The sequence below is a fragment of the Dethiosulfovibrio salsuginis genome, assembly GCF_900177735.1.
Classification (GTDB): domain Bacteria; phylum Synergistota; class Synergistia; order Synergistales; family Dethiosulfovibrionaceae; genus Dethiosulfovibrio; species Dethiosulfovibrio salsuginis.
On the sequence record NZ_FXBB01000023.1, the window covers coordinates 17346 to 42668 of the forward strand.

General features: G+C 56.9%; 22 protein-coding genes. 6 read left to right on the forward strand and 16 right to left on the reverse strand.

The annotated features are described in order from the left end of the window. Positions 1-28: 28 nt before the first annotated feature. Positions 29-1837 carry an adenine deaminase gene (gene ade, locus B9Y55_RS08860; RefSeq protein WP_085545001.1) on the forward strand — a complete coding sequence of 603 codons (1809 nt, stop codon included), beginning with the start codon at positions 29-31 and terminating at the stop codon, positions 1835-1837. Positions 1838-1840: 3 nt separating this feature from the next. Here the strand turns inward: ade and B9Y55_RS08865 are convergent, their stop codons facing one another. From B9Y55_RS08865 to B9Y55_RS08940, 16 genes are all read right to left on the reverse strand, one after another. Further along, positions 1841-2341, reverse strand: a complete 501-nt coding sequence (locus B9Y55_RS08865) for a pyridoxamine 5'-phosphate oxidase family protein (RefSeq protein ID WP_234986192.1) — start codon at positions 2339-2341, stop codon at positions 1841-1843. 209 nt (positions 2342-2550) lie between these two features. After that, positions 2551-3492: a carbamate kinase gene (arcC, locus tag B9Y55_RS08870; RefSeq protein ID WP_085545003.1), complete on the reverse strand. Its 942-nt coding sequence runs from the start codon at positions 3490-3492 to the stop codon at positions 2551-2553. A gap of 33 nt (positions 3493-3525) precedes the next feature. Beyond that, positions 3526-4893, reverse strand: a complete 1368-nt coding sequence (locus B9Y55_RS08875) for an amidohydrolase family protein (RefSeq protein WP_234986190.1) — start codon at positions 4891-4893, stop codon at positions 3526-3528. Between the two features lie 55 nt (positions 4894-4948). Continuing rightward, positions 4949-5872 carry an ABC transporter permease gene (locus tag B9Y55_RS08880; RefSeq protein WP_234986191.1) on the reverse strand — a complete coding sequence of 308 codons (924 nt, stop codon included), beginning with the start codon at positions 5870-5872 and terminating at the stop codon, positions 4949-4951. Next, positions 5869-6942 (reverse strand): ABC transporter permease, encoded by a 1074-nt coding sequence (locus B9Y55_RS08885; RefSeq protein WP_085545005.1) that lies wholly within the window; start codon positions 6940-6942, stop codon positions 5869-5871. Before B9Y55_RS08885 ends, B9Y55_RS08880 begins: the two co-directional genes overlap by 4 nt. Then, positions 6935-8473 carry an ABC transporter ATP-binding protein gene (locus tag B9Y55_RS08890; protein ID WP_085545006.1) on the reverse strand — a complete coding sequence of 513 codons (1539 nt, stop codon included), beginning with the start codon at positions 8471-8473 and terminating at the stop codon, positions 6935-6937. The genes B9Y55_RS08885 and B9Y55_RS08890 overlap by 8 nt, the downstream gene beginning before the upstream one ends. Before the next feature lie 63 nt (positions 8474-8536). Continuing rightward, on the reverse strand, positions 8537-9535 hold the full coding sequence (locus tag B9Y55_RS08895) for a BMP family protein (RefSeq protein ID WP_085545007.1): 999 nt from the start codon (positions 9533-9535) through the stop codon (positions 8537-8539). Positions 9536-9867: 332 nt separating this feature from the next. Beyond that, positions 9868-10860, reverse strand: a complete 993-nt coding sequence (locus B9Y55_RS08900; RefSeq protein WP_085545008.1) for an ornithine carbamoyltransferase — start codon at positions 10858-10860, stop codon at positions 9868-9870. Between the two features lie 284 nt (positions 10861-11144). Further along, entirely contained in the window at positions 11145-12353 is a 1209-nt protein-coding gene (locus B9Y55_RS08905) for a YgeY family selenium metabolism-linked hydrolase (RefSeq protein WP_085545009.1), read from the reverse strand. A 31-nt stretch (positions 12354-12384) separates the two neighbouring features. Then, positions 12385-13674, reverse strand: coding sequence for a TRAP transporter large permease (locus B9Y55_RS08910; protein ID WP_085545010.1), 1290 nt, complete (start codon positions 13672-13674; stop codon positions 12385-12387). A gap of 22 nt (positions 13675-13696) precedes the next feature. Beyond that, entirely contained in the window at positions 13697-14275 is a 579-nt protein-coding gene (locus B9Y55_RS08915) for a TRAP transporter small permease (protein ID WP_085545011.1), read from the reverse strand. A 19-nt stretch (positions 14276-14294) separates the two neighbouring features. Next, positions 14295-15341: a TRAP transporter substrate-binding protein gene (locus tag B9Y55_RS08920; protein ID WP_085545012.1), complete on the reverse strand. Its 1047-nt coding sequence runs from the start codon at positions 15339-15341 to the stop codon at positions 14295-14297. A gap of 323 nt (positions 15342-15664) precedes the next feature. Further along, positions 15665-17239 (reverse strand): N-acyl-D-amino-acid deacylase family protein, encoded by a 1575-nt coding sequence (locus B9Y55_RS08925; protein WP_085545013.1) that lies wholly within the window; start codon positions 17237-17239, stop codon positions 15665-15667. An 81-nt stretch (positions 17240-17320) separates the two neighbouring features. Next, a complete protein-coding gene (locus B9Y55_RS08930; RefSeq protein WP_085545014.1) occupies positions 17321-18799 on the reverse strand; it encodes a pyridoxal-phosphate dependent enzyme in 1479 nt (492 codons plus the stop codon). A 27-nt stretch (positions 18800-18826) separates the two neighbouring features. Beyond that, positions 18827-20059 carry a threonine synthase gene (locus tag B9Y55_RS08935; protein ID WP_085545015.1) on the reverse strand — a complete coding sequence of 411 codons (1233 nt, stop codon included), beginning with the start codon at positions 20057-20059 and terminating at the stop codon, positions 18827-18829. Then, positions 20043-21254, reverse strand: a complete 1212-nt coding sequence (locus B9Y55_RS08940) for a M20/M25/M40 family metallo-hydrolase (protein WP_085545016.1) — start codon at positions 21252-21254, stop codon at positions 20043-20045. Before B9Y55_RS08940 ends, B9Y55_RS08935 begins: the two co-directional genes overlap by 17 nt. A 168-nt stretch (positions 21255-21422) precedes the next feature. Here B9Y55_RS08940 and B9Y55_RS08945 point away from each other — a divergent pair, with 168 nt between their 5' ends. The 5 genes from B9Y55_RS08945 to B9Y55_RS08965 are packed head-to-tail and all read left to right on the forward strand — an operon-like array spanning position 21423 to position 24873. Continuing rightward, the gene (locus B9Y55_RS08945) at positions 21423-22322 is read left to right on the forward strand and encodes a LysR family transcriptional regulator (RefSeq protein ID WP_085545017.1); all 900 of its coding nucleotides are present in this window, start codon (positions 21423-21425) and stop codon (positions 22320-22322) included. Positions 22323-22346: 24 nt separating this feature from the next. After that, positions 22347-23045 carry a 16S rRNA (guanine(527)-N(7))-methyltransferase RsmG gene (gene rsmG, locus B9Y55_RS08950; RefSeq protein ID WP_085545018.1) on the forward strand — a complete coding sequence of 233 codons (699 nt, stop codon included), beginning with the start codon at positions 22347-22349 and terminating at the stop codon, positions 23043-23045. Further along, positions 23042-23815: a ParA family protein gene (locus B9Y55_RS08955; protein WP_085545019.1), complete on the forward strand. Its 774-nt coding sequence runs from the start codon at positions 23042-23044 to the stop codon at positions 23813-23815. The genes rsmG and B9Y55_RS08955 overlap by 4 nt, the downstream gene beginning before the upstream one ends. Beyond that, positions 23794-24630, forward strand: a complete 837-nt coding sequence (locus tag B9Y55_RS08960) for a ParB/RepB/Spo0J family partition protein (RefSeq protein ID WP_085545020.1) — start codon at positions 23794-23796, stop codon at positions 24628-24630. The genes B9Y55_RS08955 and B9Y55_RS08960 overlap by 22 nt, the downstream gene beginning before the upstream one ends. 9 nt (positions 24631-24639) lie before the next feature. After that, positions 24640-24873, forward strand: a complete 234-nt coding sequence (locus B9Y55_RS08965) for a hypothetical protein (protein ID WP_085545021.1) — start codon at positions 24640-24642, stop codon at positions 24871-24873. Positions 24874-25323 lie beyond the last annotated feature (450 nt).

Here is a 25323-nt window from a genome sequence, read left to right on the forward strand (position 1 = left end):
CAGTAGCCTCACGAAGGAGGGATTTTATATGAGCGATAAGGTAAATTACGCAAGACTGCCGCTCCATCAGGTGAGCAAGGAGCTTGTAGCCGTGGCACAGGGGACTTTGCCCGCCGATCTGGTGGTGAAAAACGCCCGGCTCCTTAACGTCAACACAGGGGAGATCCAGGACAAGATGGACGTGGCGGTCAAGTCGGGCCATATAGCCTACGTAGGCGACGCCAGCCACACCGTCGGCGAGAAGACCACCGTGGTGGACGGCGAGGGCATGGTTTTAGCTCCGGGATTTCTCGACGGCCATATCCACGTGGAGAGCAGCATGATAACCGTCAGGGAGTACGCCAGGACGGTGGTTCCCCACGGGACGACGGGCATCTTCATGGATCCCCACGAGATAGCCAACGTCCTGGGCATGGAGGGAGTCAAGCTTATGGTCGAGGACGGAAAGGACGTCCCGATGAACGTGTGGGCCACAATGCCATCCTGCGTTCCAGCCGTGCCGGGCTTCGAGGATTCGGGCGCCGAGTTCGGCCCGGCAGAGGTGGCCGAAGCCATGACCTGGGACGGCATCGCCGGTCTCGGGGAGCTAATGAACTTTCCAGGGGTTCTTATGGGAAGCGACCACGCACACGGTGAGATAGCCGCCACGCTGCGCTCCGGCAAGCCCGTCACGGGACACTATTCCATGCCTGACCTGGACAGAGGTCTCAACGGCTACGTGGCCTCGGGGGTCAGTTCCTGCCACGAGTCGGTCAGCAAGGAGGACGCCTTGGCTCGGATGCGCCTTGGGATGTACGCCATGATGAGGGAGGGCTCGGCGTGGCACGACGTTAAAGAGACGATCAGGAGCGTCACCGAGAGCCGTATAGACACCCGTTTCGCCCTTTTGGTCTGCGACGACGCCCACCCTGACACCCTTTTGTCCCTGGGACACCTGGACCACATCGTCCGCCGGGCCATAGAGGAGGGACTGGACCCCATCAGGGCCATCCAGATGGTGACCATAAACACCGCCCAGTATTTCGGCAAGGCCGACGAGATAGGGAGCATCTCCCCTGGGAAGTTCGCCGACATGGTGTTGCTGTCGGACCTGTCCCGGGTTTCGGTCCATAAGGTGATATACAACGGGGTCTTGGTCGCCGAGAAGGGCGATATGGTCGTCCCCATCGAAAGATCCACGGTTCCCGATTTCGCCAAAAAATCCGTCAGGCTGGCTGGCCCAGTCACCAAGGAAGACCTCAAAGTGGTGGCCCCTGAGGGTGCTACCTCCGTCACAGCCAGGGTCATGGAGATAATAGAGGCCCACGTTGGGACCTACTCCCGGGAGATAGAGCTTTCGGTGGTGGACGGCGCCGTCCCGGCATCACTGGATAAGGACGTGGCTAAGATCGCCGTGTTCGAGCGTCACAAGGCCACCGGGACCAGGGGACTGGGCTTCGTGACGGGCTTCGGCCTCAAGGGTGGAGCGGTCGGCTCCACCGTGGCCCACGACGCCCACAACCTGATGGTGGTCGGGACCAACGACGACGACATGGTCCTGGCGGCCAACGCCCTGGCCGAGGCAGGAGGCGGCATGATCGCCGTAAAGGACGGCAAGGTCCTGGCCCTGTTGCCCCTGCCTGTTGCTGGGCTCATGAGCGAGGAGCCGGCCAAGACCGTGGCGGCGTCGGTAGCGGCGCTGGACCGGGCCTGGAAGGACCTGGGGTGCGACCTCCATTCGCCTTTCATGACCATGGCCCTGCTGCCCCTTGCCTGTCTGCCCGAGCTCAGGCTCACCAACAGGGGGCTGGTGGACACGGTGGAGTTCCGTTTCACCGATCTTTTCGTGGAGAAATAGGGCCTATCTCTCGATAAAAGGCCCTTTCTGCTTGCCCGTCATGTGGACTATCTCAAGGTCCAAAACGGCGACTTTGTCCAGCAGGGCTCTGGGCCGAGGGATGTCCACGCCCTGACGGCAGTAGTGAGCCGCCAGGACCGCCAGGCCGTGCCTTTTTCGGTCCTCTTCGTCGTCGGGGACAACCGAGACATGGCCGTAGCCTACGACGCTTTTATAGGGGAGGAGCAGACCGCTCCTCCCTTTAGGGTTGGGGAAGGGCACCGCGTCGACTTCGACGCAGAAGGACGCCTTTGGATTGGAGCGAATTATGTCGATCTTCTTGCCCTCCTTAGCGGAGTGGAAGTAGATATGGCCCGGCTCGTAGCCGAAGGTCAGGGGAATCACGTAGGGCCACTCTCCGTCGAAAAGGGACAGGTGACAGGCAAGAGCCCTGTCCAGCACCGACTCCATCCAGGACAGGTCCGAGACCTCTCGGTCTTTTCTTCTCACAGGACGATACAGCATCTTAAACACCAGCCTTTCGTTTTTTTATGGCTCTAAATAGGGCCCCCTCGGTCCTGGGAGAGCTGCACATCCCTGTCCTTCCCATAAAATCGACGGAGGAAAAGCCCGACCTCTCCAGTATATCCAGAAAAACCTTTTCTGGAACAGCCCCTACACAAAAGGCCCCGGGTGGCTGGATAGCTCCAGTCCCGGGGCCTTTTTGTATGGCTCTACTTTACTATCTGGGTTCCCTCGGTGCCCTCAAGGGCCTCAAGAGCCTGGTCCAGGCTAGCTATGATCGCCCGGGATCCGCCGTTCTCGACAAAGGCCATGGCCGCTGCGACCTTGGGCCCCATGGAACCGGCCTTGAAGTGACCCTCCGCCTGGTAGCCCTTCATCTCGTCCAGATCCACCTTGCCCAGCCACTTCTCCTCGGGCTTGCCGTAGTTCAGTGCGACCTTCGGAACGTCGGTAAGGATCATGAAAAGGTCGGCCTTCACCTGTTGGGCCAGAAGCTCTCCGGCCAGGTCCTTGTCTATTACCGCCTCGACCCCTCTGTAGCTTCCGTCGGCCTCTTTGACAACAGGGATACCGCCGCCACCGGAGGCCACGACCACGTAGCCACGGTCAGCGAGCTCCTGAATCGCCTGACGCTCCACTATGTTGATAGGCTTGGGAGAGGGAACGACACGCCTCCAGCCCCTGCCAGAGTCCTCGACCCAGCTCTCACCGGAGGACTCCATCCTGGCCTTGGCGGTCGCCTCGTCGTAGAAGGGGCCCACTGGCTTGGTGGGGTTGGCGAAGGCCGGATCCTCCGAGGAAACCTCGACCTGGGTCACCAGGCAGAGGGGCTCTTTGGCTATTCCGTGGGCTATGAGGGCCTTTTTAAACTCCTGAACGAAAAGATATCCTATGAAGCCCTGGCTCTCGGCGCCACACACGTCCATCGGCATGGCGGGGACCTTGTCCTTGCCCGCCTCCTGCTGGATCAGGATAGCTCCTACCTGGGGGCCGTTGCCGTGGGTCAAGACCACCTCGTAACCAGCGTCTATCATCTTCACTATCTGGGCTACTGTGCTTGCGACGCTGGTCCTCTGGTCCTGCTCCGTTCCCTTCTGGCCTCTTTGAAGTATGGCGTTGCCTCCTAGGGCTACTACGACTCTCTTGCTCATTGGACATCCTCCGTTCAAAGTTGAATTTAATTTTTATGTGCCTCGGCTCTGTGGAGCCGTCGGTCTCGGTTTTCTAGGTATAAATCTGCCTCTCCCGGGGTCGCAGCACAGAGCTCCGTTCCCGAAGACCACCTCTCCTCTGGATATAGTGGTCAGGACCTTGCCCTGGATCTCCATGCCCTCGTAGGGGGAGAAATCGACGTTCATGTGCAGATCCTCCGCCCTCACCGTCCACTTTGCCGACGGGTCGAAGATGACTAAGTCACCGTCGTATCCCGGGACTATCCTGCCCTTTCCGGTCAGACCGTAACGGTCCGCCGGAGCCTGGGACGTTATGAGGGGCAGATGCTCCACCGGTATGAGGCCCTTCAGGACCCCCTGATATACCAGCGGCAACAGAAGCTCGACCCCTGGGAGGCCGTAGGGCAGGTCGGAGAAAGACCCTTTCCACGTCTTCTGGGCCCTGGTGAAGGGACAGTGGTCTGTGGCGACGAAGTCCAGCACCCCTGAGCTCAGTAAGCTCCAGAGGGCCTGACGGTCCCGGTTCGACCTCAGCGCCGGACTGGCGGAGTAAAGGTGTCCGTCGGGCCGGTCGTAGACCTCGTCGGTGAGGAAAAGGTACTGTGGACAGGTCTCGCCGGTTATATCCACTCCTCGCCTCCGGGCCAGGTCTATACGGCTCGCCCCAAGGCCAGAGCTGACGTGGACCACGTGGACCGACGCCCCTGTGGCCTCGCCGTAGAAGGCCACCTGATCTATGGCGGCCCCCTCGCAGGTGTCGGGCCTGGTCCTGGCTAGGGCCCTCATGGACCCCTTCTGCTCCTCCGACAGCTCCGACGTGAGTACCCTTATAAGCTCGTCGTCCTCGGCGTGGACCACCGCCACAGCCCCGAGTTCGGCTATCTTCGAGAAGCACCTGAACAGGGTTCCTCCGTCGGACCTCCTGCCTGAGTCGCCGTAGGCGGTGAAGAACTTGAAGCTGGTGATTCCCCGTTCCACAGCCTGGGCGATCTGCTCCTCTTTGCCGGGACGCCATCCTATGACCTCGCAGTGGAAGCTGTAGTCGGCGACGGCGGGACGGGCGGTCTCCAGGCGAGACTCTAGGTCCTCAACCAGTGCGGTTTCGTGGCTTCCTACTGTGAAGTCCACCACCGTGGTAACCCCTCCGGCCAGGGCCGCACCGGTACCGGATAAAAAGTCGTCGCTGGAGCGATCCCCCCGGACCGGGAGATCAAGGTGGACGTGGGCGTCGACGACGCCAGGGAGAACCATAAGCCCTTGAGCGTTCAGCTCCTGCCGTCCTTTGAGCTTTTTACCTAAGGCGGCTATTTTGCCGTTTTCCAGGGCTATATCCGCAAATAACGGCCCTGAAGCGGTTATTATCATACCATCTTTGACCACAAGATCATACACTAAAAATCACCTCCGTGGGAAGTTGAGTTTATGATTTTTGATATTATCGCCGCTCTTTTTCGTAAGGGACGCCCAGCGTGGCGGGGACGTTGAAGTTGCTCCTGGCCACCGTCGCCACTATGGTCAGGATATAGGGTATGGCTATAAGGAACTCGTTCGGGACCAAGGTTATGCCGGAGGTCTGAAGCTGGATCGCCACGGCGTCGGCTAGGCCGAAGACCATGGCTCCCACGAAGACCCCCATAGGATTCCAGTTGCCCAGGAAACATATGGCGAAGGCTATCCATCCCCGTCCACCGATAATATCGTTGGTGTACATCCCCAGAAAGGCCAGGGAGTAGAAGGCTCCAGCCAGACCGTCGACGGCCCCTGCCACCAGCAGTGTCCTGAACCGAACCTTGTCCACGTCGATCCCCGCAGCCTCAACCGCCTCGGGGTTCTCGCCGGTGGAGCGGAGGATCAGGCCGAGCTGAGTTTTATAGAGAACCCAGTACCCCAGAGGTATCAAAGCCCAGGCGAGGTAGGTCAGAGGGCTTTGGGTGAACAGAGCCTTGCCCAGCACCGGTATGGAGGACAGCAGGGGAATGGCCATGGGCCTTATGGGCTCCAAAGTCAGAGGCAGGAGGGGAACTCCGAAGATCACCCTGTAGAGGTATATGCCAAGCCCCGCCGCGAGGATGTTCAGCGCCGTCCCTGTGACTATCTGGTGTTGCTTCAGCCTGACGGTGAAAAGGCCGTAGACCGCCGCAACTGCGACCCCGACCGCCATGGCGGCGACAAGGCCCAGGAGGATACTTCCGCTTGAGTAGGCCACCACGAAACCGCTCCAGGCCCCCAGCAGGAAGATCCCCTCTATAGCTATGACCATCACCCCGGTCCGTTCGGCGTAGACCTCCGCCAGTCCGCCGAGGAGCAGCGGCGTGCTCATCTGTAAGGCTCCGGCTATAAGCCCGGTGATGACCATCATCTCCGATCTCCCCCTTTCTTGAGAGCCCTTTTGCTGGCGGCAGCGGAGAGGGCTGACTGAGCTGCGTAGGACAGTATCACAGAGAGCATGACAAATCCCTCCATGATCCCTATTATGCTGGATGGAACCCCGGAGGTCTGGACCGCCAGGTTCCCTCCCACCTGAAGGGCCCCGAAAAGGATCGAGGCGAGGACGATCCCCAGGGGATGGGCGTTGCCCAGTATGGCTATGCCGATGCCCTCGGCCCCTATCATGGGGCTGAAACCCTGGACGAGCATGTGCTGCATACCGTTGACCTCGGTGAACCCGGCCAGGCCCGCAAAGGCGCCGCTTATGGCGAAAACCGCCACGAAGATGCCGCCGGAGTTTATGCCAGCGTATCTAGCGGCGTCCCGGTTCATGCCGACGGCCCTGATCCTGTAACCCAAAGAGGTCCTCCAGAGGATAAACCAGGCCAGGAGCGCCGCCGCCAGTGCCAGGACGAAGCCCCAATGCAGCCTGGTTTTCGGGATAAGGGCCGGTATCCAACCGGCGTCGGCGATAACGTCGGTCTGAGGGTATTCGCCCTTGACCTCCCTGAGAGGGCCTCTCAATAGATAGTTCATGATCGCCAGCGCCACGTAGGTGGACATCATGCTGATCAGGAACTCGTTTGCGTTGAACCTGGCCTTGGCTAAGCCAACCAAAGAGGCCCACAGGCATCCCATCAAGGCGGCACCCAGGGCGCACAGAGGTAGGACCACCAGAGGCGAGCTGTCCCCCATGGAGATGGCTACCCAGGCGGCGGCCACGGACCCCAGGTAGAACTGACCTTGGGCCCCTATGTTGAACAGGTTGGCCCTGAAGGCGAAGCCGAAGGCCAGCCCGGTGAGTATCAAAGGGGTCGCCTTGGCGAATATGTCCGCCACGTTGTATTCGTCCCTGAAAGCCATGGATAGGATCTTTCCGTAGACCGATAGGGGGTTGGCCCCCAGCAGGGTCATCATCAGGCCGCTCGCCGCCAGCCCCACCGCCACAGACAATATGGGCCAGGCCACCGCCCCAAGGGCCGCACCCTTACGATCAGCCATGATGAACCTCCTCCACCCCTGCCATCAGAAGGCCTATTCTGTCCACGTCCATGTCACTCCGGTCCAGGACGTCCAGTATTCTCCCACCGTATATGACCCCTACTCGGTCGGAAAGGGTCAGTACCTCCGAAAGCTCCGTCGATATGAGAAGAATGGCCTTTCCCTTGGACCTCTCCTCCATCAGGACCGAGTGGACGTAGTCCGCCGCCCCTAGGTCCAGTCCCCTTATGGGCTGGACGGCAACCAAAAGGCTGGATCCAAGGCCGATCTCCCTGGCTATGACCACCTTCTGCTGGTTTCCGCCGGAGAGGGCCTTCGCCTTTGTGGATGGGGACGGAGCCTTTATGGAGAACCTGCCCACAAGGGCCGCTCCGTGTTCCCCTATGGAGCCGCCGTCCATCACGCCGGACCTGAAATAAGGCCTGTCGCCGCTGTTTTTGAGTATAAAGTTCTCCTCCACCGACATATCCAGGACCAGACCGTCTTTATGTCTATCCGCCGGTATGTAGCCGACGCCGGAGGCAATTATTTCCTTCACCGATAGGCCGGTGATATCCCTGCCGTTGAGGGTTATAGATCCATCAACCGGGGCCCTCAGGCCGCAGATGGCCTCAGCGAGCTCCTGCTGTCCGTTTCCGCTTACCCCCGCTATGCCGAATATCTCCCCTCTGCCAACTGTCAGAGAAAGTCCGTTCAGGGCGATAGAGCCCCTGTCGTCCTTCACAGTGAGGTCCAGCACCGAAAGCACCGGCTCCCCGGGAAGGCCCTCCCTGTGGCCGGACACCAGCTCAAGGTCCCTTCCGACCATCATCCTCGCCAGCTCCCTCTCGCTGGATTCGGCGGTCGACACCGATCCTACGACCTTTCCCGCCCTCATCACGGTGACCGAGTCGGCCATGGCCATGACCTCCCCCAGCTTATGGGTTATGAGGATCACCGAGTTGCCCTGGGAGGTGAACTCCCTGACGAACTCGCCGAGCCTCTCGGTCTCCTGAGGGGTCAAGACCGCCGTAGGCTCGTCCATTATGAGTATTCTGGCCTTCCTGTAGAGGGCCTTTACTATCTCCACCCTCTGCTGCATCCCCACAGGAAGCTGTCCCACCTTGCCGTAGGGGTCGACCTCAAGGCCGTACCGCGAACCTAGCTCCCTCAGCTCCGAGGAGACCCTCTCCAGATCGAGACGATCCATAGAGGATCCTAGCCCTAGGACGACGTTCTCCGCCACCGAATGGACCGGCACCAGGCTGAAATGCTGGTGTATCATGCCTATCCCCAGAGCCATGGCGTCCTGAGGGGAATCTATCCTCACCGATGAGCCGTCCACCAGGATCTTCCCCTGATCCTGCCGGTACATGCCGTACAGTATCCTCATCAGGGTGGTCTTTCCGGCTCCGTTCTCCCCTAAAAGAGCCAGCACCTCCCCCTTTTTCACCGATATATGCACGTCCTCGTTCGCCACGGTCCCGGGGAAGTACTTGGTTATCCCCTTCAGCTCCACCGCTGGAACCCCGTCAGGTTCCTGTCCTTTCATGTAAAGCCCTCCTCCACCTACAAAAAAGGCCGGGAGAGGGCGAGCCCGTCCCGGCCGGTAACGTTAATCCAGAGACTCAGGGAACTGAGAGGCGAAGTAAAGCACGTTGCCGTTGGAGATGGCCTCCTCGGCCTGCTTCACGTATCCTCTGACCTCCTCGGAGACCTGGTCGGTGTAGGCGACCTTGACGATGCCCTCGGCGACTCCCGCTCCGTTGACCTCAGGGGCAAGGGTTCCTTCCATGAACTTCTCGAGAGTCCAGGTGTACATGGCGGCGAAGTCGAAGTAAACGCTGGCCACCACCGTGCCCTTGGCTATGTCGTTTTGGTTGCTGGCGAAGCCGACGAACTTGACTCCCTTCTCCTTGGCTGCCTGTATGGCTCCCAGGCCGACCTGGTTGGCGTAGAAGAAAAGGACGTCCGCTCCCTTGTCTATCATGGAGGTGGCCATCTGCTTGCCAAGGGCCACATCGCTCCAGGAGTTGGCGTAGGCCCTGTTAGCGGAGACCTCGGGGCTACCTATCCTGACACCGTACTCGTAGGTGTTCATGAGGCGGACCATAAGCTTGTTGGGGAATCCTCCAACCATCCCTATTTTTCCGGTCTTTGTGGTGAACCCGGCTATTATCCCAGCCAGGTAGCTGGCCTCGTATTCCTTGGGGAGGACGGGACGGACGTTAGGTCCGTTGGAGACCATCCCGTTGACCACGCAGAAAACGCTGTCAGGGTATTTGGAGGCGACCCTGTTGGCGGCCTCGTCGAACTGGGTTCCCGCCGCCATTATGAGGTCGTAACCTCTCTCGGCGTAGTTTCTGAAGGTCGACTCGTAATCGCTCGCCTGTACGTTCTCGACGTATTCCATGGATGTTCCCAGCTTTTCGTTGCAGGCCAGAAGCCCTGCGTAGTTTGTGGCGTTCCAACTCTGGTCGTTTATGGGACCAGGGAGCACCAGAACGATTTTGTAGTCACCTGGTTTTTTGTCCGACGCCATACCTGGGACCACACCGATAAGAGCCACACATGCCGCTAGCACCAACGATACAAACGCTTTCTTCGTGTTCATCTTTTTCCCTCCTTCGATTTGAAAAAACGGGGCCAGGGGAGACGGGCAAGCCCCCCTCCCCTTAAGCTTAAATTGAAAACATCGCTAAAAACTCTGACCCTCGGAGAGATCGTTCCGACGGAGCCCATTCGAGCCCGTATACTCGACCTGCCGTCGTGTAGTCGAATGGGGCGACAGGACGTCGCCCCAAGCCGAGGGGGCACAGGACGTGCCCTCCGAGGCGGTTCGTACGGAACAGGCAGGTCGAGTATACGATTGGGCGAGACAGGGCGTAGGCGGAACGGTCTCTCCGAGGGGACTCAAAGCAGAGTTTTTAGATATGCTCTTTAAATCTATCTTCCTCTGCCGCCCATGGTCAGAGCCATGACCGCCTTGGCGGTGTGGAGCCTGTTCTCGGCCTCGTCGTAGATTATGGAGTTAGGGCCGTCTATGACGCAGTCCTCGACCTCGTTCTTGCGGTCCGCCGGAAGGGCGTGCATGTACATACAGTCCCTGTCCGCCAGAGCGAACCGATCGGCGGTACACTTCCAGCCCTTGTTGGCCTCGAGGCCAGCGTCCACCACATCGGTGCTGGGGTTCTTGACCCAGGATCCCCAGTTCTTCGGGATGACCACGTCGGCGTCCTTGTAGGCCTCCTCCTGGTCGTGGGTGATCCTGAAGGAGCCGCCGGTGTGGTCGGCGTACTTCTTGGCCTTCTCTATGACCCACTCGGGAAGGTCGTATCCCTCGGGGTAGGCCAAAGTCACGTCCATGCCGTAACGGGGGAACAGAAGGCTCTGCGTCAGAGGCACCGAGATAGGTTTCTTATGGGTCGTCGCGTAGGCCCATATGATGGAGACCTTGAGGTTTTTCAGGTTTCCGCCCCTCTTCTCCTGGATGGTCATCAGGTCCGCCAGGCCCTGCATCGGGTGATAGAGATCGTCCTGGAGGTTGAGGATCGGCACGGCAGAGTGTTTGGCCATATCCCGGAGATAGGCGTTTCCTATACCCCAGAAGCAGTTACGGCAGGCTATGGCGTGGCCCATCCTGGAGAGTATGACGGCGGTGTCCTTGGCGACCTCACCGTGGGACACCTGCATGGTGCTGGTGTCCAGGAAGTGAGCGTGACCGCCGAGCTGGGTGATGCCCGCCTCCATGGAGTTTCTGGTCCTGGTGGACTGCTCGAAGAACATCAGGAATACCGTCTGGTAGGGCAGGTAGGGAGTGGGCTTGTTCATGGCGAAGTCCCTTTTGAGGTCCTTGGAGACCTCGAGAAGAGTATCTATCTCCTCCTTGGTCCACTCGTCCAGGGTGATAAAGTCTCTGCCGCGGAATACGCTGTTCATCTTTAAAAAACCCCTTTCAATCCATATAATTTAGTCTAAAAATAAAAACCTCTAAAAACGCTCATCCTCGGAGAGACCGTTCCGACGGAGCCCAGAGCCCGTATACTCGACATGCCGTTGTGTAGTACGAATGTGGCAACAAGACGTCGCCCCAAGCCGAGGGGGCACAGGACGTGCCCTCCGAGGCGGTTCGTACGGAACAGGCAGGTCGAGCATACGGTTGGGCCAGGGCGTAGGCGGAACGATCTCTCCGAGAGTCCACCACAAAGCGGTCGGAGACTAGCCTATTTCTGCCCTTCTACGTACAGCCCAGGGATGACGGCGTACATGGCGGCACAGGTGACAAGGTGGCTCTTCCAGGTCTTCTCGTTGGGGGCGTGGGCCTCCTCCTCGTTGCCCGGGCCAAAGCCTATGACCGGAATGCCGTGTCTGCCCATTATGGAGACCCCGTTGGTGGAGAAGGTCCACTTGTCCACGACAGGCTCCTTGTCGAACAGATGGCGGTAGCTCTCTATAAGGGCCTGACAGGCCGGATGGTCCTCCTCGACCTTCCAGGCAGGGAAGTAGCAGTCGGTGGGGTAGACCAGGCCGGTCCATGACGGCCTCTCGTAGGTATAGAGAGACACCTCCGCCTTTCCCTCCTTGACCGCCGGGAGGTTTCTGACCTCCTGGAGGGCTCCCTCCCAGGTCTCTCCCCAGGTGAGCCGACGGTCGATGGAGATGGTGCATCCGTCGGCCACAGCGCAACGAGAGGGCGATTTATGGAAGATCTGTGATATGGTCAGGCTTCCCTTGCCCAGGAACTCGTCGTCCCCAAGGTTCTCGTGGAGGGCCCTGAGCTCGGTGATGATGGGGGCCATTTTGTATATGGCGTTCTCCCCTCTCTCAGGGGCGGAGCCGTGACAGCTTATGCCCTTGGTCTCCACCTTTATCTCCATCCTGCCCCTCTGACCACGGTAGATCCGGCAGCTTGTGGGCTCGGTGCTGACGACGAACTCGGGGCGGATACCGTCCTCCTCGATAATGTACTGCCAGCAGAGGCCGTCGCAGTCCTCCTCCTGGACCGTTCCTGTGACCAAAAGTGTGTAGTCGTCCTCCAGGCCCAGGTCCTTGATGATCTTTCCGGCGTAGACCATGGCCGCCATGCCGCCCTCCTGGTCGCTGGCGCCCCTTCCCCCTATGACGTCCCCTTCCTCCATGCCTTTATAGGGGTCGAACTCCCAGTTCTTTATCTCCCCTATGCCGACTGTGTCGATGTGGGCGTCCATAGCGATAAGGTGTTTGCCGTGTCCGACGTAGCCCAGGACGTTGCCCATCGGGTCTATCTCGACCTTGTCGAATCCGACCTTCTCCATCTCCTCCTTGATCCTGTTTATGACGCCCTCCTCCTCGCAGCTCTCGCTGGGGATGGCTATCATGTCCCTGAGGAAGCGGGTCATGTCCTCTTTGTACTCCTCCGCCTTTGCCAGAACCTGCTCAAAAGGGATTTTCATCGCACAATACATCTCCTTTTTTAAAGTAAAATCAACCTAAAAGCCCCATCGCCTTTGGAAGGGCGAGAGGGATGGCGGGAACGAAGGTAATGAGCAGAAGCACCATCACCTCGACGATAATAAAGGGCCATATCTCCTTGCTTATCTGCTCAAGACTCAGCTTGCTTATGCCACAGGCCACGAAGAGACAGGCTCCCACCGGAGGGGTCATGAGGGCTATGTTCAGTGCCAGCACCATGATTATCCCGAAGTGAAGGGGATGGTACCCTAACTGCACCGCCAGAGGGTGAAGGATGGGCCCGAGTATTATGAGGGCCGCAGCGATATCCATAAACATCCCCACCACCATAAGCATAACCAGAATTAATCCCATGATTATGTAGCGGTTATCGCTGATGCTGAGCATGAAGTTTGCCACCTTCATAGGTATCTGCTCCATGGTCAGGACCCATCCCAGTATGGAGGCCGCCGCTATCACCAAGAACACCACTCCCGTGGTGCGGGCCATCTTCAGGAATATAGGCAGAAGCTCTTTGAGGGTGAGGTTCCTGTACACAAAGAAGCCGAGAACCATGGCGTAGGCGACTGCTACAGCCGCCGCCTCTGTGGGGGTAAACATCCCCGAGAGGATCCCCCCTAGGATGATAAGGGGCATCAGAAGAGCCACGGTGGCGTCTTTCAGCCCTATGACCATCTCTTTAAAGGTCGCCCTCTTCTCTCCTACGGGGTAACCTCTTTTTTTCGATATCCGAGCGGTCATTATCATAAGGGCCACTCCGAGGAGAAGTCCCGGCACCAGCCCCGTCATGAAGAGCCCCGCGATGGAAACCTGCATGAAGGCCCCGTATATGACCATTATGTTCGACGGCGGTATGGTGGGACCTATGATAGATGAAGCGGCGGTTATAGCTGCGGAGAAGTCTTTATCGTATCCCTCGTCCACCATGGCCGGTATGAGCATAGAGCCTATGGCTGCGGTGTCGCTGACAGCCGCCCCGGTGATTCCTGCGAAGAAGATGGAGGCCACTATGTTGGCGTGGGCCAGACCTCCCTGTAGGTGCCCAACCAATATATTGCTGAATTTAACCAACCTCTGGGTTATGCCCGTCTTGTTCATTATCTCCCCTGCGAGGATAAAAAAGGGCATAGCCATCAGAGTGAACATATCCACCCCTGCGAAGTATCTTTGAGGGACCAGGTTTAAAATGGCCCCTCCCCCCATCTGCTCCATTCCCAACAGAGCAGCCACTCCGAGGACAAAGCCTATGGGCATCCCGACGACTATGAGTATGGCGAAGGTCGCTCCCAAAAATCCGGTCATATAAAATCCCCCTTCGCCTCGATCAGAAGTCGAGGCCTTCCTCTCTCTTGACGGCGTCCACCAGCTCCTCGGACATCAGTATGTCGTCTAAGTTCTTTCTGCGGACGTCCAGGACCATCTTGCAGCCCAGCATGACCATACACACCAAAGCGCTTACCGGTACCGCCATGAGCCACCACTCCATGGTGGTGTTCAACCCGGTCGCGATCTGGTACTTTCCCCTCTCGGCCATCCTGAATCCGTAAACCACCAGAACGTAGAGGAAGTACATTATCAGACAGTTTGAGGCGAAAACCACGAGTTTAGCCAAAAGCCTTGGGAGCTTTTTTATAAACATGGTGACACCGACGTGCTCCTGTCTCCATATACAGAGCCCCACCGATAGCAGGGCCATCCATATCATCACGTATCTGGAAAATTCCTCGCTCCATCCCAGGGGAGACCTCAGTACGTAGCAAAAAAACACCCCCGCCAGCACCGATACGGTCATGACCACCGATAGAATTAGTACCGGTATCTCTAAAAAACGCTCCAACCCGTCACCTAGGCGCTGGGCCAGGGAGAAGATCCCCTGGCCTGCGCTCTTCTTTCCGTCGGTCATAAGCCCGTCCCCTTGAGGACTAGTTGACCGGGTTTATCTCTGCCACAGCCTCGTCGATGGCCTTGAGGTAGAGGTCCGCTATCTCGATGCCCTTGTCTCCGAAGTTCTCCTTTATGAAGGCCATGGCGGAGTCTTTGCCCATCGCCCTGAACTTCTCCATAGCCTCAGGTGTCGGGGTGTTGACCTTCATTCCCTTCTCTATGATGGTGGGAAGGCCTTTGTCCGACCCCTCTATTATCCTGTTGAGCCCACGGCCAGCCACTATGGCGGTCATGGCGGAGGAGTTTACGACGTCCTTCTCGTTGTCGGTGAGGTCGTTCCAGAACTCGTCGTTCATAACCCAGCAATAGGTGCTGTAGATGTGGTTGGTGAGGGTGAGGTACTTCTGAACCTCGAAGAGCTTCCCAAGGAGCACTATGGGAAGGGGGTTGTGCTGTCCGTCAGCAACGCCGGTCTGGAGGGCGGTGTAGACCTCAGCCCAGGCTATGGGGGTGGCGGCGGCACCGTAGGTCTTCATGAGGTTCTGGTGGGTCGGAAGGGTCATTGTCCTCATCTTAAGCCCCTTCATGTCGTCCACGGTCTCGATGGGTCTTTTGCTGTTGGAGAGCTGGAAGAAGCCGCCGGCCTCGCCGAATCCCAGCACCCTGAAGCCCGTAGCCTGACGGATGTCCTCTTTAAGGTAGTCGCCGAAGGAGCCGTCGAAGACCTTCCATGCCACGGCATAGTTAGGGACGGCGAAGGGTATGTCCAGCACACCGTAGAGGGGATAGAAGGGGGCCATTCCACCGGCGGAGGATATATAGCTCTGGACCACGCCGATCTTGACCTGCTCCATGGTCTCCCTCTCGTTTCCCAGCTGCCCAGCTGGGAAAAGGGTGACCTGGACCGATCCGTTGGTGCCGGCCTCGACCATGCTCTTGAACACCGCCGCCATGGCTCCTGTGGCGTTCTCGAAGGGCTGTTGTGGGTTCAGGTGAGCCAGTTTAAGCACCTTCGGCCCCGCCATGGCGGAGGTCGTAAGGGCAAACACCAGTGCCATCGCTACGATCATAGTTTTACGGTTCATTCTCATATTCCTCCTTTTATAGGTGAATTTCTCTAACTGTACTCTGGAGAACCACAGGGGAACACAATAGGAATCTCTAAAAAAGCACGCTCCAGTCTCCTCGGAGAGACCGTTCCGACGAAGCCCCTTCGAGCCCGTATACTCGACCTGCCGTTGTGTAGTACGAATGGGGCGACAGGACGTCGCCTCAAGCCGAGGGGGCACAGGACGTGCCCTCCGAGGCGGTTCGTACGGAACAGGCAGGTCGAGTATACGCCCGGGCGAGACAAGGGCGCAGGCGGAACGGTCTCTCCGAGGAATGTGTTTTTAGAGATTCCAAAATATCACCTCCTTAGCAACCGCCCTCCCAGTCCGACGACCGTCTTGTCCCTGACCGACAGCTTTCCACCTACCCAGACGAAAGGTATGCCCTCCCCGATCCTGTCGGGATGGCCGTAGTCAGCCATGTTAGCCATGGCATCCATGTCCAGGGCAACCAGGTCCGCCTTTTTGCCGACCTGGATAGTTCCTCTGTCGGAAAGACCCATCCTGGTCGCTGGCCTCGAGGACAGCTTGTTCACCGCCTCCGGCAGGGAGAGTTTTCCTCCCTTCACGTAATCCCCAAGGACCCTGTAGGAACAGCCGAAGGTCCTGGGGTGAGGGCAGGGAGAGTAAAGGCCGTCGGTCCCGAACATCTGGAGCGGGTGAGCCATGATCCCCTCCACCATTTCGTCGGAGGTGATAAAGTCAATCATGGTCAACGCCTTCCCCTCCTCAGACAGGAGATAAAAGAACGAGTCGAAGGGATCCTCTCCCCTCATCCTGCCTATCTCCTCCAAGCTTTTACCCAGGTATGGCCGATGTTCCTCCCTCTGAGCGGAGGTCAGGTAGATGCCGCCCCAACCGACCAGAGAGTGTACACCGTCCCAGCCATCCGGGTTCTCCATCTCCTCCTTTATGATGGATCTATCTACTTTATCACAGAGAGATCGCCTTAGCAGGCTAAAATCTAAGCCCATCCATCTAGGGGGCAACAGGCTGTACAGAGACGTGGAGCCAGCTGAGTAGGGATATTGGTCGAAGGCGACGTCCACCCCAGAGTCGACCGCCGATCCTATTCTGCCCAACACCGCCTCCAACTTGTGAGCGTTTCGTCTACCCCCTATCTTGAGGTGGGATATCTGTAGCCTGGCTCCGGTCCTCTCGGCGGGAGACAGGATCTCCTCAAGGGAATCGAGAATACCGTCGCCCTCGCTACGCTGATGAACCGAGACCAGCCCTCCTCGGGCCGCAACCACGGAGAAAAGGGCCTCGAGCTCCCTGCCGTCGCAGTAGCAACAGGGGTCATAAAAAAGCCCTGTGGAGAGGCCAAATGCCCCGGCCTCTATGGCCTGATCGAGCAACATAGCCATCTGGGATAGGTCCTCCGCCGTGGCCGACTGACATGACCTCTCTCCCATAACGAAACGCCTGAGGGGGCCATGAGGAACTAAAAGTCCCAGGTCAAGACCGAAGTTCATAGAGCCCAGATGGTCCAGCAGCTCGGGAAAGGAGCTCCAAGGCCAGTCCTGGGGCCCAAGGCCCAGTATCCCTGATACCTCTTTGGCCAGATCGACCCTTCCTTCGTGGCGAACCGGGGCAAGTCCCACCCCGCAGTTGCCCCCCAGCTCGGTAGTGTAGCCCTGAAGGAGCTTAGGGTAGAGCCCAGGGTCCACCATGGCCCGGAGCTCCGAGTGTCCGTGGATGTCGACGAATCCAGGGACCAGATGCAGACCATCTATGTCGACAATCTCCCTGGAGGAGCCAAGATCATGGCCTATGGCCGCTATCTCACCACCCAGAATCGCCACATCGGCACGAAATGGATCGGAGCCAAGGCCGTCCACGATAAAAGCACCGTTGAATACGACGTCAAACAAAACAATACCTTCTTAATTTTTTCGATATACGCCCTCTTTCGGAGAAGCTAAAAGAGGGCGTAGTGGCTGATCTTTACTGATCTATTTTACGAGGCCAACCTTATCGTTGAACTCCTCTATCTTTTCGTCTATTTTGTCCGCCATATCCCTTATCTCGCCCCAGTAGCGGTCGGCGTCGTACCACTGGGCGTCCAGCTCCTCCATCGTTTTGCCCTGCTGCTCGATCCAGGTGTAGTACTTGAGGTCGTGTACCCTCTTTCTGTCCCTGTAGGAGAGCTCCTGCATGTAGTCCACCGAGAGGCCCATGGCGTGCTGGTGGTAGTCGATGGCGGCGTCCATCTCTCCGTAGGGGCCGAACTCCTCCTCCATCTCGGTGAGACGGGAGTTGTACAGCTCCATAGAGTCGGTGAGCACTGTGACCAGCACGTCCTTCTCTGTGAGCTCGTAGTATTTGGCCATCTTTATGCAGGAGATTATGTTGGCTGCGCCGGATATACCGACCAGATCGAGCTGCTCCACCAGATCCTCGGAAACGCCCTGCTTCTTGAGGTATTCTTTGCCTGCTGGCTCGTTGAATAGCCTGATCCAGGCCATAGAGTCGTTGTCGTCCACGTCTACGATCATGTCGGTGTTCCTGACGTTGTGTACCCAAGGCACGTGCTTGTCGCCGATGCCCTCTATCCTGTGAGCTCCCCATCCGTTCCAGAGAAGAGTCGGGCACTGAAGGGCCTCGGAGGCGGCGATAACGCTGGAGGGGTACAGCTTTTTGAGGTAGTCGCCACAGCCGATGGTCCCCGCCGATCCTGTCGTGAAGGCACATCCGAAGTAACGGTCGTCCTCTTTCATTGCATCCTTGAGCATCTCCTCTATGGCGTCACCGGTAACCTGGTAGTGCCACAGGTAGTTGCCCATCTCCTCGAACTGGTTGAATATGACCACGTTATCCCTGGTGTTTCTCAGCTCCCAGGTCTTATCGAAGATCTCCTTTACGTTGCTCTCCGATCCGGGAGTGGCTATGACCTCCCCTGCCACCTTCTTTAGCCACTCGAACCTCTCTTTGCTCATTCCCTCTGGGAGGATAGCGATGGACTCGCATCCCAGAAGCTGGGCGTTGTAGGCCCCTCCTCTACAGTAGTTGCCCGTCGAGGGCCATACTGCCTTCTGGTTTATAGGGTCGAACTGTCCCGTCACGAGCCTTGGGGCGAGACAGCCGAAGGTGGCTCCTACCTTGTGAGCTCCGGTGGGGAACCACTTTCCCACCAGCGCAAGTATGCGGGCCTTCACACCGGAGATAGACTGGGGAATCTCTATGTAGTTGACTCCGCTGTAAAGCCCCCCCTCCTTGACCGGCTCGTTCTTCCATGTGATCCTGAACAGGTTTAGAGGGTCGATGTCCCAGAGGCCGACGGACTTGAGCTTCTCCTGAATTTCCGCAGGGATTTTAGAGGGGTCCTTCATCTGGGCGAAGGTGGGGATAACTATGCCTTTTTCCCTGGCCCTGTCAATCGCGTTTTTCAGCTTGTCCTGATGAACCGTCAGATCGATCAAATTGTATGCCATATTCAAAAACACTCCCTTTAAGTATTTTTAAGCTCTAACCGCTCTGAACGAGTCGATATTTGGCTCGACGACGGTAGGAAGGCCTACCGCTTTTTTAGCGCTGACTATGTCCTTCAGGCCGTTTCCGGTAACCACGATAGCCACGGTCTCCTGACGGTCCAAAAGACCATCCTGGGCCATTCTCTTAAACCCGGCGAAGGCCGTGACTCCCGCAGGTTCGGCGAAAACTCCGGTGGTTCTGGCTAGCTCGGTCATAGCCTCCAGTATCTCCCTGTCCGATACGGTCACGGTGGTCCCGTCGCTGGACCTCACGGCGTTCAGGGCCTTGGCCCAGTTTCTGGGAGCTCCAACGGAGATGCTATCCGCCACGGTGTCCGCTGGTTGGAAGGTTACCCTTTTAGCACCGGACTCTATGGCCCTGTGGATCGGGCAGGCTCCCTCGGCCTGAACACCGGTGATTTTAGGCATACGATCTATGAGGCCGATCTGGAGAAGATCCCAGAAGCCTTTGTAGAGGCTGCTGATAATACAGCCGTCGCCTACCGACGTGATAACCCTGTCCGGTACCTGCCAGCCCAGCTGTTCCGCTATCTCTATGGCACAGGTCTTTTTGCCCTCGACGAGATAGGGGTTTATGGCGCAGTTTCGGTTATACCAACCGTTGGCCTCTATGGCCTCTATAGCCAGGTTTACCGTCTGCTCGTAGTCTCCCTTAACCAGATAAACCTGGGCACCGTACACCAGAAGCTGGGTGACCTTGGCCTCAGGGGCGGATTCGGGGACGAAAATAACGCTGCTCAGCCCACCGACCGCAGCAAATCCCGCCAAAGAGCTGGCGGCGTTGCCGGTAGAGGCGCAGGCCACCACATCTCGACCTAGCTCTTTCGCCATGGCCACCGCCACAGCGCTGGCCCTGTCCTTATAGGAGGCGGTGGGATTTCTGCCGTCGTCTTTTATCGTGACCCGTCCTACCTCATATCGGTCTGCCAAAGATGGACTATCGTAGAGAGGGGTCCACCCCACCTGGAGGGACGGTATAGCGGCCATATCGGACACAGGGAGAAGAGGGAGATACCTCCACAGAGAACGGTCGGGATCGGCGGCCAGAGACTCCATTGGAAGCTGTTTTTTTACCTCCTCGTAGTCGTACAACACGTGCATCGTCCCGTCTATCCCACAATCGTCGCAGGTCATTACGTTAGAATCGGGATCGTATATCTTTCCGCAGAGGGAGCATTTAAGCTCAGTAGCCTTCCCCATAACGGAACTCCTCCTTTCGGGTCAGGATTTTTTCAGCTATCGCTCGATAACATTCACATCCCATAACCAGTTGATCTACATCTATATACTCGTCCACCACGTGGGCAAGCTCCCTCCTCGAGGGACCGAACACTATTGTAGGTATTCCCATCTCTCCGCCGTATATACACCCGTTTGTCCCAAAGCCCGATCTGTTGGAAAGAACGGCGTTCAGACCACAGGCCTTGACTCCATCCAGGACGGTGGATATAAAGGGGTGATCCTGATCTATCTGCCAGGCAGGGGCAAACCCCTCGGAACCGATCATGGCACCGGTGTAGCAATGACCGTCCCCTCTGTCCATGAAGACCTTAAACTCCAGATCTGGTGGGGTATTTACGGCCCTCAGAATGGACCTTATCTCCTCCAGAACCCCTTCTCCTGTCTCTCCCGGCAGGATTCGTCTGTCAAAGGTGGCACAGCACCTCACCGGCATGGTGGTTCTGGCGTCCAGAGGATAGGAGTGAAGGCTTGTTAGGGTCAGGGCCCCTTTTCCGAAAAAAGGGCTTTCCTTCGGGGAAAACCGCCGCCCTATCTCCGAGACCAGAGCAATCATAAACTCCGCGGAGCTTCTGTCCCCCATAGAACTGTGCTCCATACGGCCGGAGGTCTCCAGGACTATGGACGCACGACCTCTCTGTCCCCTCTCCACCGTCAACTCCGACGGCTCGCCGGAGATAACCCTATCGGGCCTTATCCTCTCGGCGACCAGCTTGGAGGCCGCCCTCTCGAAGGTCTCCTGATGGACCATAGCGGCCATAACCGCCTTCCCTTCGATCCCCTCAGGAGGGCACTGTTTTAGCCAGGCGAGGGCGGTGACCATAGCGGCCAAAATGCCTTTCTGGTCGGTGGCCCCTCTTCCGTATATCCTGCCTCTGTCGATCATGCCTCCAAAGGGATAGTTTCGCCACTCTCCAACGTCTCCGACCTCGGCGTGATCCATCTGTGACTCCATCAAAAGGGTTGGACCTGATCCTCCAAAATCGATGGTGCCTACGACGCTGCCGTAACCGTCCACGTAGACGTCCTCGTAACCTAAGGTGATCATCGCGGAGTGGACAAAACGAGCTATAGCCCCTTCTTCCCCGGAAGGGCTGGGGTGTCTTATAAGTTCCTGACACAGCTGTATCAGGTCGTCTCGTCTAGAAACATCCATGACGGCCACCTCCTGATCAAGCATACACCGAGAATAATTATGATCAACGGGATAAATTTTATAGTTTCCATCAGTTCACCCTATATATAAGCCAAGCCTATATAAAGTGATATAGTATGATGAAAAAAGCCTATCTGACAAAGGCAAACACGGAGGAGAGGATACAGGATGACCTTGCTTCATCAGCTAAAAACCTTCTGCGTGCTGGTTGAGGAGGGATCTTTCACCAGAGCGGCGGAAAAGCTATATCTTTCCCAACCATCGGTAAGCCAGCATATCTCTACGTTGGAAAAAGAGTACGACGTATCTCTGTTTAACCGAAGAGGCAGAAGGCTCTCCCTGACCCCTGAGGGGAACGCCCTCTACACCCTGGCTCTGGACGTGCTCAAAAGGTCCGAGGCTATTCCCGCCAGATTCAGGGAGATGCAGGCCATGAGGTACGGCAGGCTGGATCTGGGCGTATCCACCTACGTAGGCACCTCGGTTATCCCCCCTTTCGTGGCGGCCTTTCGCTCAATACACCCGGACGTCGCGATGACCTTACAGACCGGTAACGACCCTGACATACACAAAATGCTGCGACAAGGCGAAATAGAGATAGCCATACTGGAAGGTAACGCCAGGACCTTTAACGATAAAGACCTTAAGACTTTCGTGATAGGTCAAGACGACATCCTCCTGGTGGCCCCGGCAGATCATCCGTGGAGAGGCGGTCCGGGGATAACCCCGTCCAAGCTAAACGACGAACACCTGATACTTTACGAAAAGGATTGCTCTCTATGCCCTTTTATCCAAGAGTATTTGATGGAGCAGAGAATAGATCAACATAGAGGGACTTTCGTGAACAGCCGAGACGTGGCCAGAGCTCTGGTAAAAGCAGGGGCAGGCCTGGCTTTTATAAACAGAGGATCGGTAAAAGAGGACCTCCAATCGGGAAACCTGGTATCCATACCTATGGAGGGGCTTTCGGTTAAAAAACTGGACATAGTCTGTTTTTATCGTCAGTCCACTGGCCTTGGGTTTGCCGGCTGGGCTTTCAGAAGAATACTTGAGAAAGGTCAAAAATAGATAAAAGAGAGGGGTTTTAGATAAATGAAAAATGAAAAAATACTAACACTGCCAGACATATCTCAAACTACGGAGGACAGACTACGGGCTTACTGCGAGCTCTTAAGCCACTGGTCCTCGGAGAAGGTGAGGCTGACAGGACCTAAAGATAAAGAGACTATATGGAGTGACCATATTCAGGACTGTCTCTTTGCCCTATCCCTACTTCCTGAAAGAGGGAGGATTATCGACGTAGGGACCGGTGGAGGACTTCCAGGTGCCGCATGGGCTATTTGCAGGCCCGACCTTGAGGTATTTCTTCTCGATAGCCAGAGCAGAAAGACCAACGCCCTTGCATCTGTCATCGAGGCACTAGGGCTTAAAAACGTTCAGGTTCTCTGGGGAAGATCGGAGGAGATAGCTAAAACGGAGAGAGAGTCTTTCGACCTAGCCACCGCCAGAGGGGTCAGCGAGTTAGGTATCGTCGCAGAATACCTCTCGCCTCTGGTGGCCGTAGGAGGGACGGTCTTAGCCATAAAGGGACCGGGATACGTGGAAGAGATGGAGAAAATAGGCGGAAGATGGGATACCCTTGCTCTGGGGAAACCGGACATACAGGGCTACGTCAACGGAGAGAGACAGGGTTTTTTGATCTCTATGGTAAAAACAGGCCCATGTCCCGATAGATTCCCTAGAAAGCCAGGAAAAGCGGAAAAAACACCTTGGTGGGAGGATAAAAAATGATAACTATCGCTGTTACAAACCAAAAAGGAGGGGTCGCCAAGACCACCAGCTCGGTAAACCTGGCGGCAGAGCTTGGAGCTATGGGGAAGAAAGTCTTGGTCGTCGACGCCGACCCCCAGGGAAACTGCTCCAGCGGGTTGGGACAGGACAGAGAGGGTTCCCCTGAAAGCCTCTACGATATACTGATAGATGGCAAAGAGGCTCAATCTATCGTCAGGGAAACCCCCTGGGAAGGGGTATCGCTGATACCGGCGAACATAAACCTCGCGGGAGCGGAGGTGGAACTCTCCTCCGCCATAAGCAGGGAATCGAGACTGAAAAACGCCCTTGACGGCGTCAAAGACAGGTTTGACGTAGCAATTATAGACTGCCCTCCATCTCTGGGCCTACTGACCATAAACGCCCTTGTAGGGGCGAATCGAACCATAGTCCCGATCCAGTGCGAGTATTACGCACTTGAGGGAGTGGGACAGCTGGTCAGGACCATCGAACTGGTAAAACAGTATCTAAACCCCGATCTCAAGCTGGATGGGATAGTCATGACAATGTTCGACAGCAGGACCAGACTGGCCAACGACGTGGTGGCGGAGGTCAGGGAGAGTTTCGGAGACAAGGTCTTTGACGCCGTAATACCTAGAAACGTGGCGTTGTCGGAGGCCCCAAGCTACGGGAAGCCTATAAGGTATTATCAGGAAAACTGCAAAGGCGCTCAGGCCTACAGGGACCTTGCTGAGGAGGTGAACAGGAAATGGGTCAAAAAAGATCTTTAGGGAAGGGCTTAGGAGCTCTACTTCCCCAAGGTAAGGTTGAAGCAGAGGAACTACTGCTGACGGAGATCGTCCCCAATCCCGATCAGCCTCGAAAGATATTCCCTCATGAGGCTCTGGAGGAGCTGGCCCAATCGATACAAAACCACGGGATCATACAGCCTATACTCATCAAGGTTAAGGACGGCCAAAATACCATAGTGGCAGGAGAGAGAAGATGGAGAGCCGCTTCTCTGGCGGGACTGGAAAAGGCACCGGTCAGATACTTTCACGGAACAGATGAAGAGATACTGGAGGTCTCACTTATAGAGAATCTCCAGCGGGAGGATCTCTCCCCTTTAGAGATCGCCAGCTCCCTACAGGAAATGATAAAAAAACTCAACCTAACGCAGGAGGAGGCCGCCGCAAAGGTCGGTTGGAGCAGATCGGCGGTGGCAAATAAGATAAGGCTTCTGAACCTGCCTCCTCTCTCCAGAGATCTCCTGGAACAGGGTCACATATCCGAAGGCCACGGCAGACTGCTGTTGTCCCTCAAGGACAACGACAAAATCGACAAAATCGCCTCCCGCTGCGCACAGCTGGAGTGGTCGGTAAAGGACCTAGAAAGGCATCTAAAGACGGAAAAGAGGGAGACACCCCCACCTAGACCCCAGATCCCTGATTGGGGAAGACCTTTTAGGGACAGAAAAATCGAGGTGGCTCAGAGAGAGAGCAGAGGGAAGGTAAACATAACCATATCGGGGCTCACGAAAGAACAAGCCCAGGCAATAGGGGAAATACTGTCTCAGGCTGGAGACAGGTTATTTCCCGGGGAATAACCTGTCTCCATGAAAAGCGACTCTATTCAGGACCTGCTGCTCTTCGGGAAGATAATATCCATAGCACTCCTGTTTTGCGGGTACATACTGATGGGCCTTTATATAGGTAAAGAGCTAACCCTTAAAGGCGGCCCTAGTTGGGGAACCTCCGCAGGAGCTATGCTGGGAACTTTAATCGGAGGGTTTCACGGCACATGGGCCATAAGGGACATACTGAAAAAAAGGGGCAAGAGGTTTCCCTAAAAGGCACCTCTAGAAACTCTAATCCTCGGAGAGATCGTTCCGACGGAGCCCAGAGCCCCTATACTCGACATGCCGTTGTGTAGTACGAATGGGGCGACAGGACGTCGCCCCAAGCCGAGGGGGGCACAGGACGTGCCCTCCGAGGCGGTTCGTACGGAACAGGCAGGTCGAGTATACGATTGGGCGAAACAGGGCGTAGGCGGGACGGTCTCTCCGAGTGGACTCGAAGGTGAGTTTCTAGAGATACCCTAAAGTATTTTCCGGGAAATAAACCACACAGAGAGGTGGAACTTATCGATGAAAGACATATTTGCACCGTGGAGAATATCCTATATCCAGTCCACCGACAAACCGTCGGGGTGTATCTTCTGTGCCTTTCCTGAACAGGACAGAGACGAGGAAAACCTGATACTACATCGAGGAGAACGCTCGTTTGTCATACTAAACAGA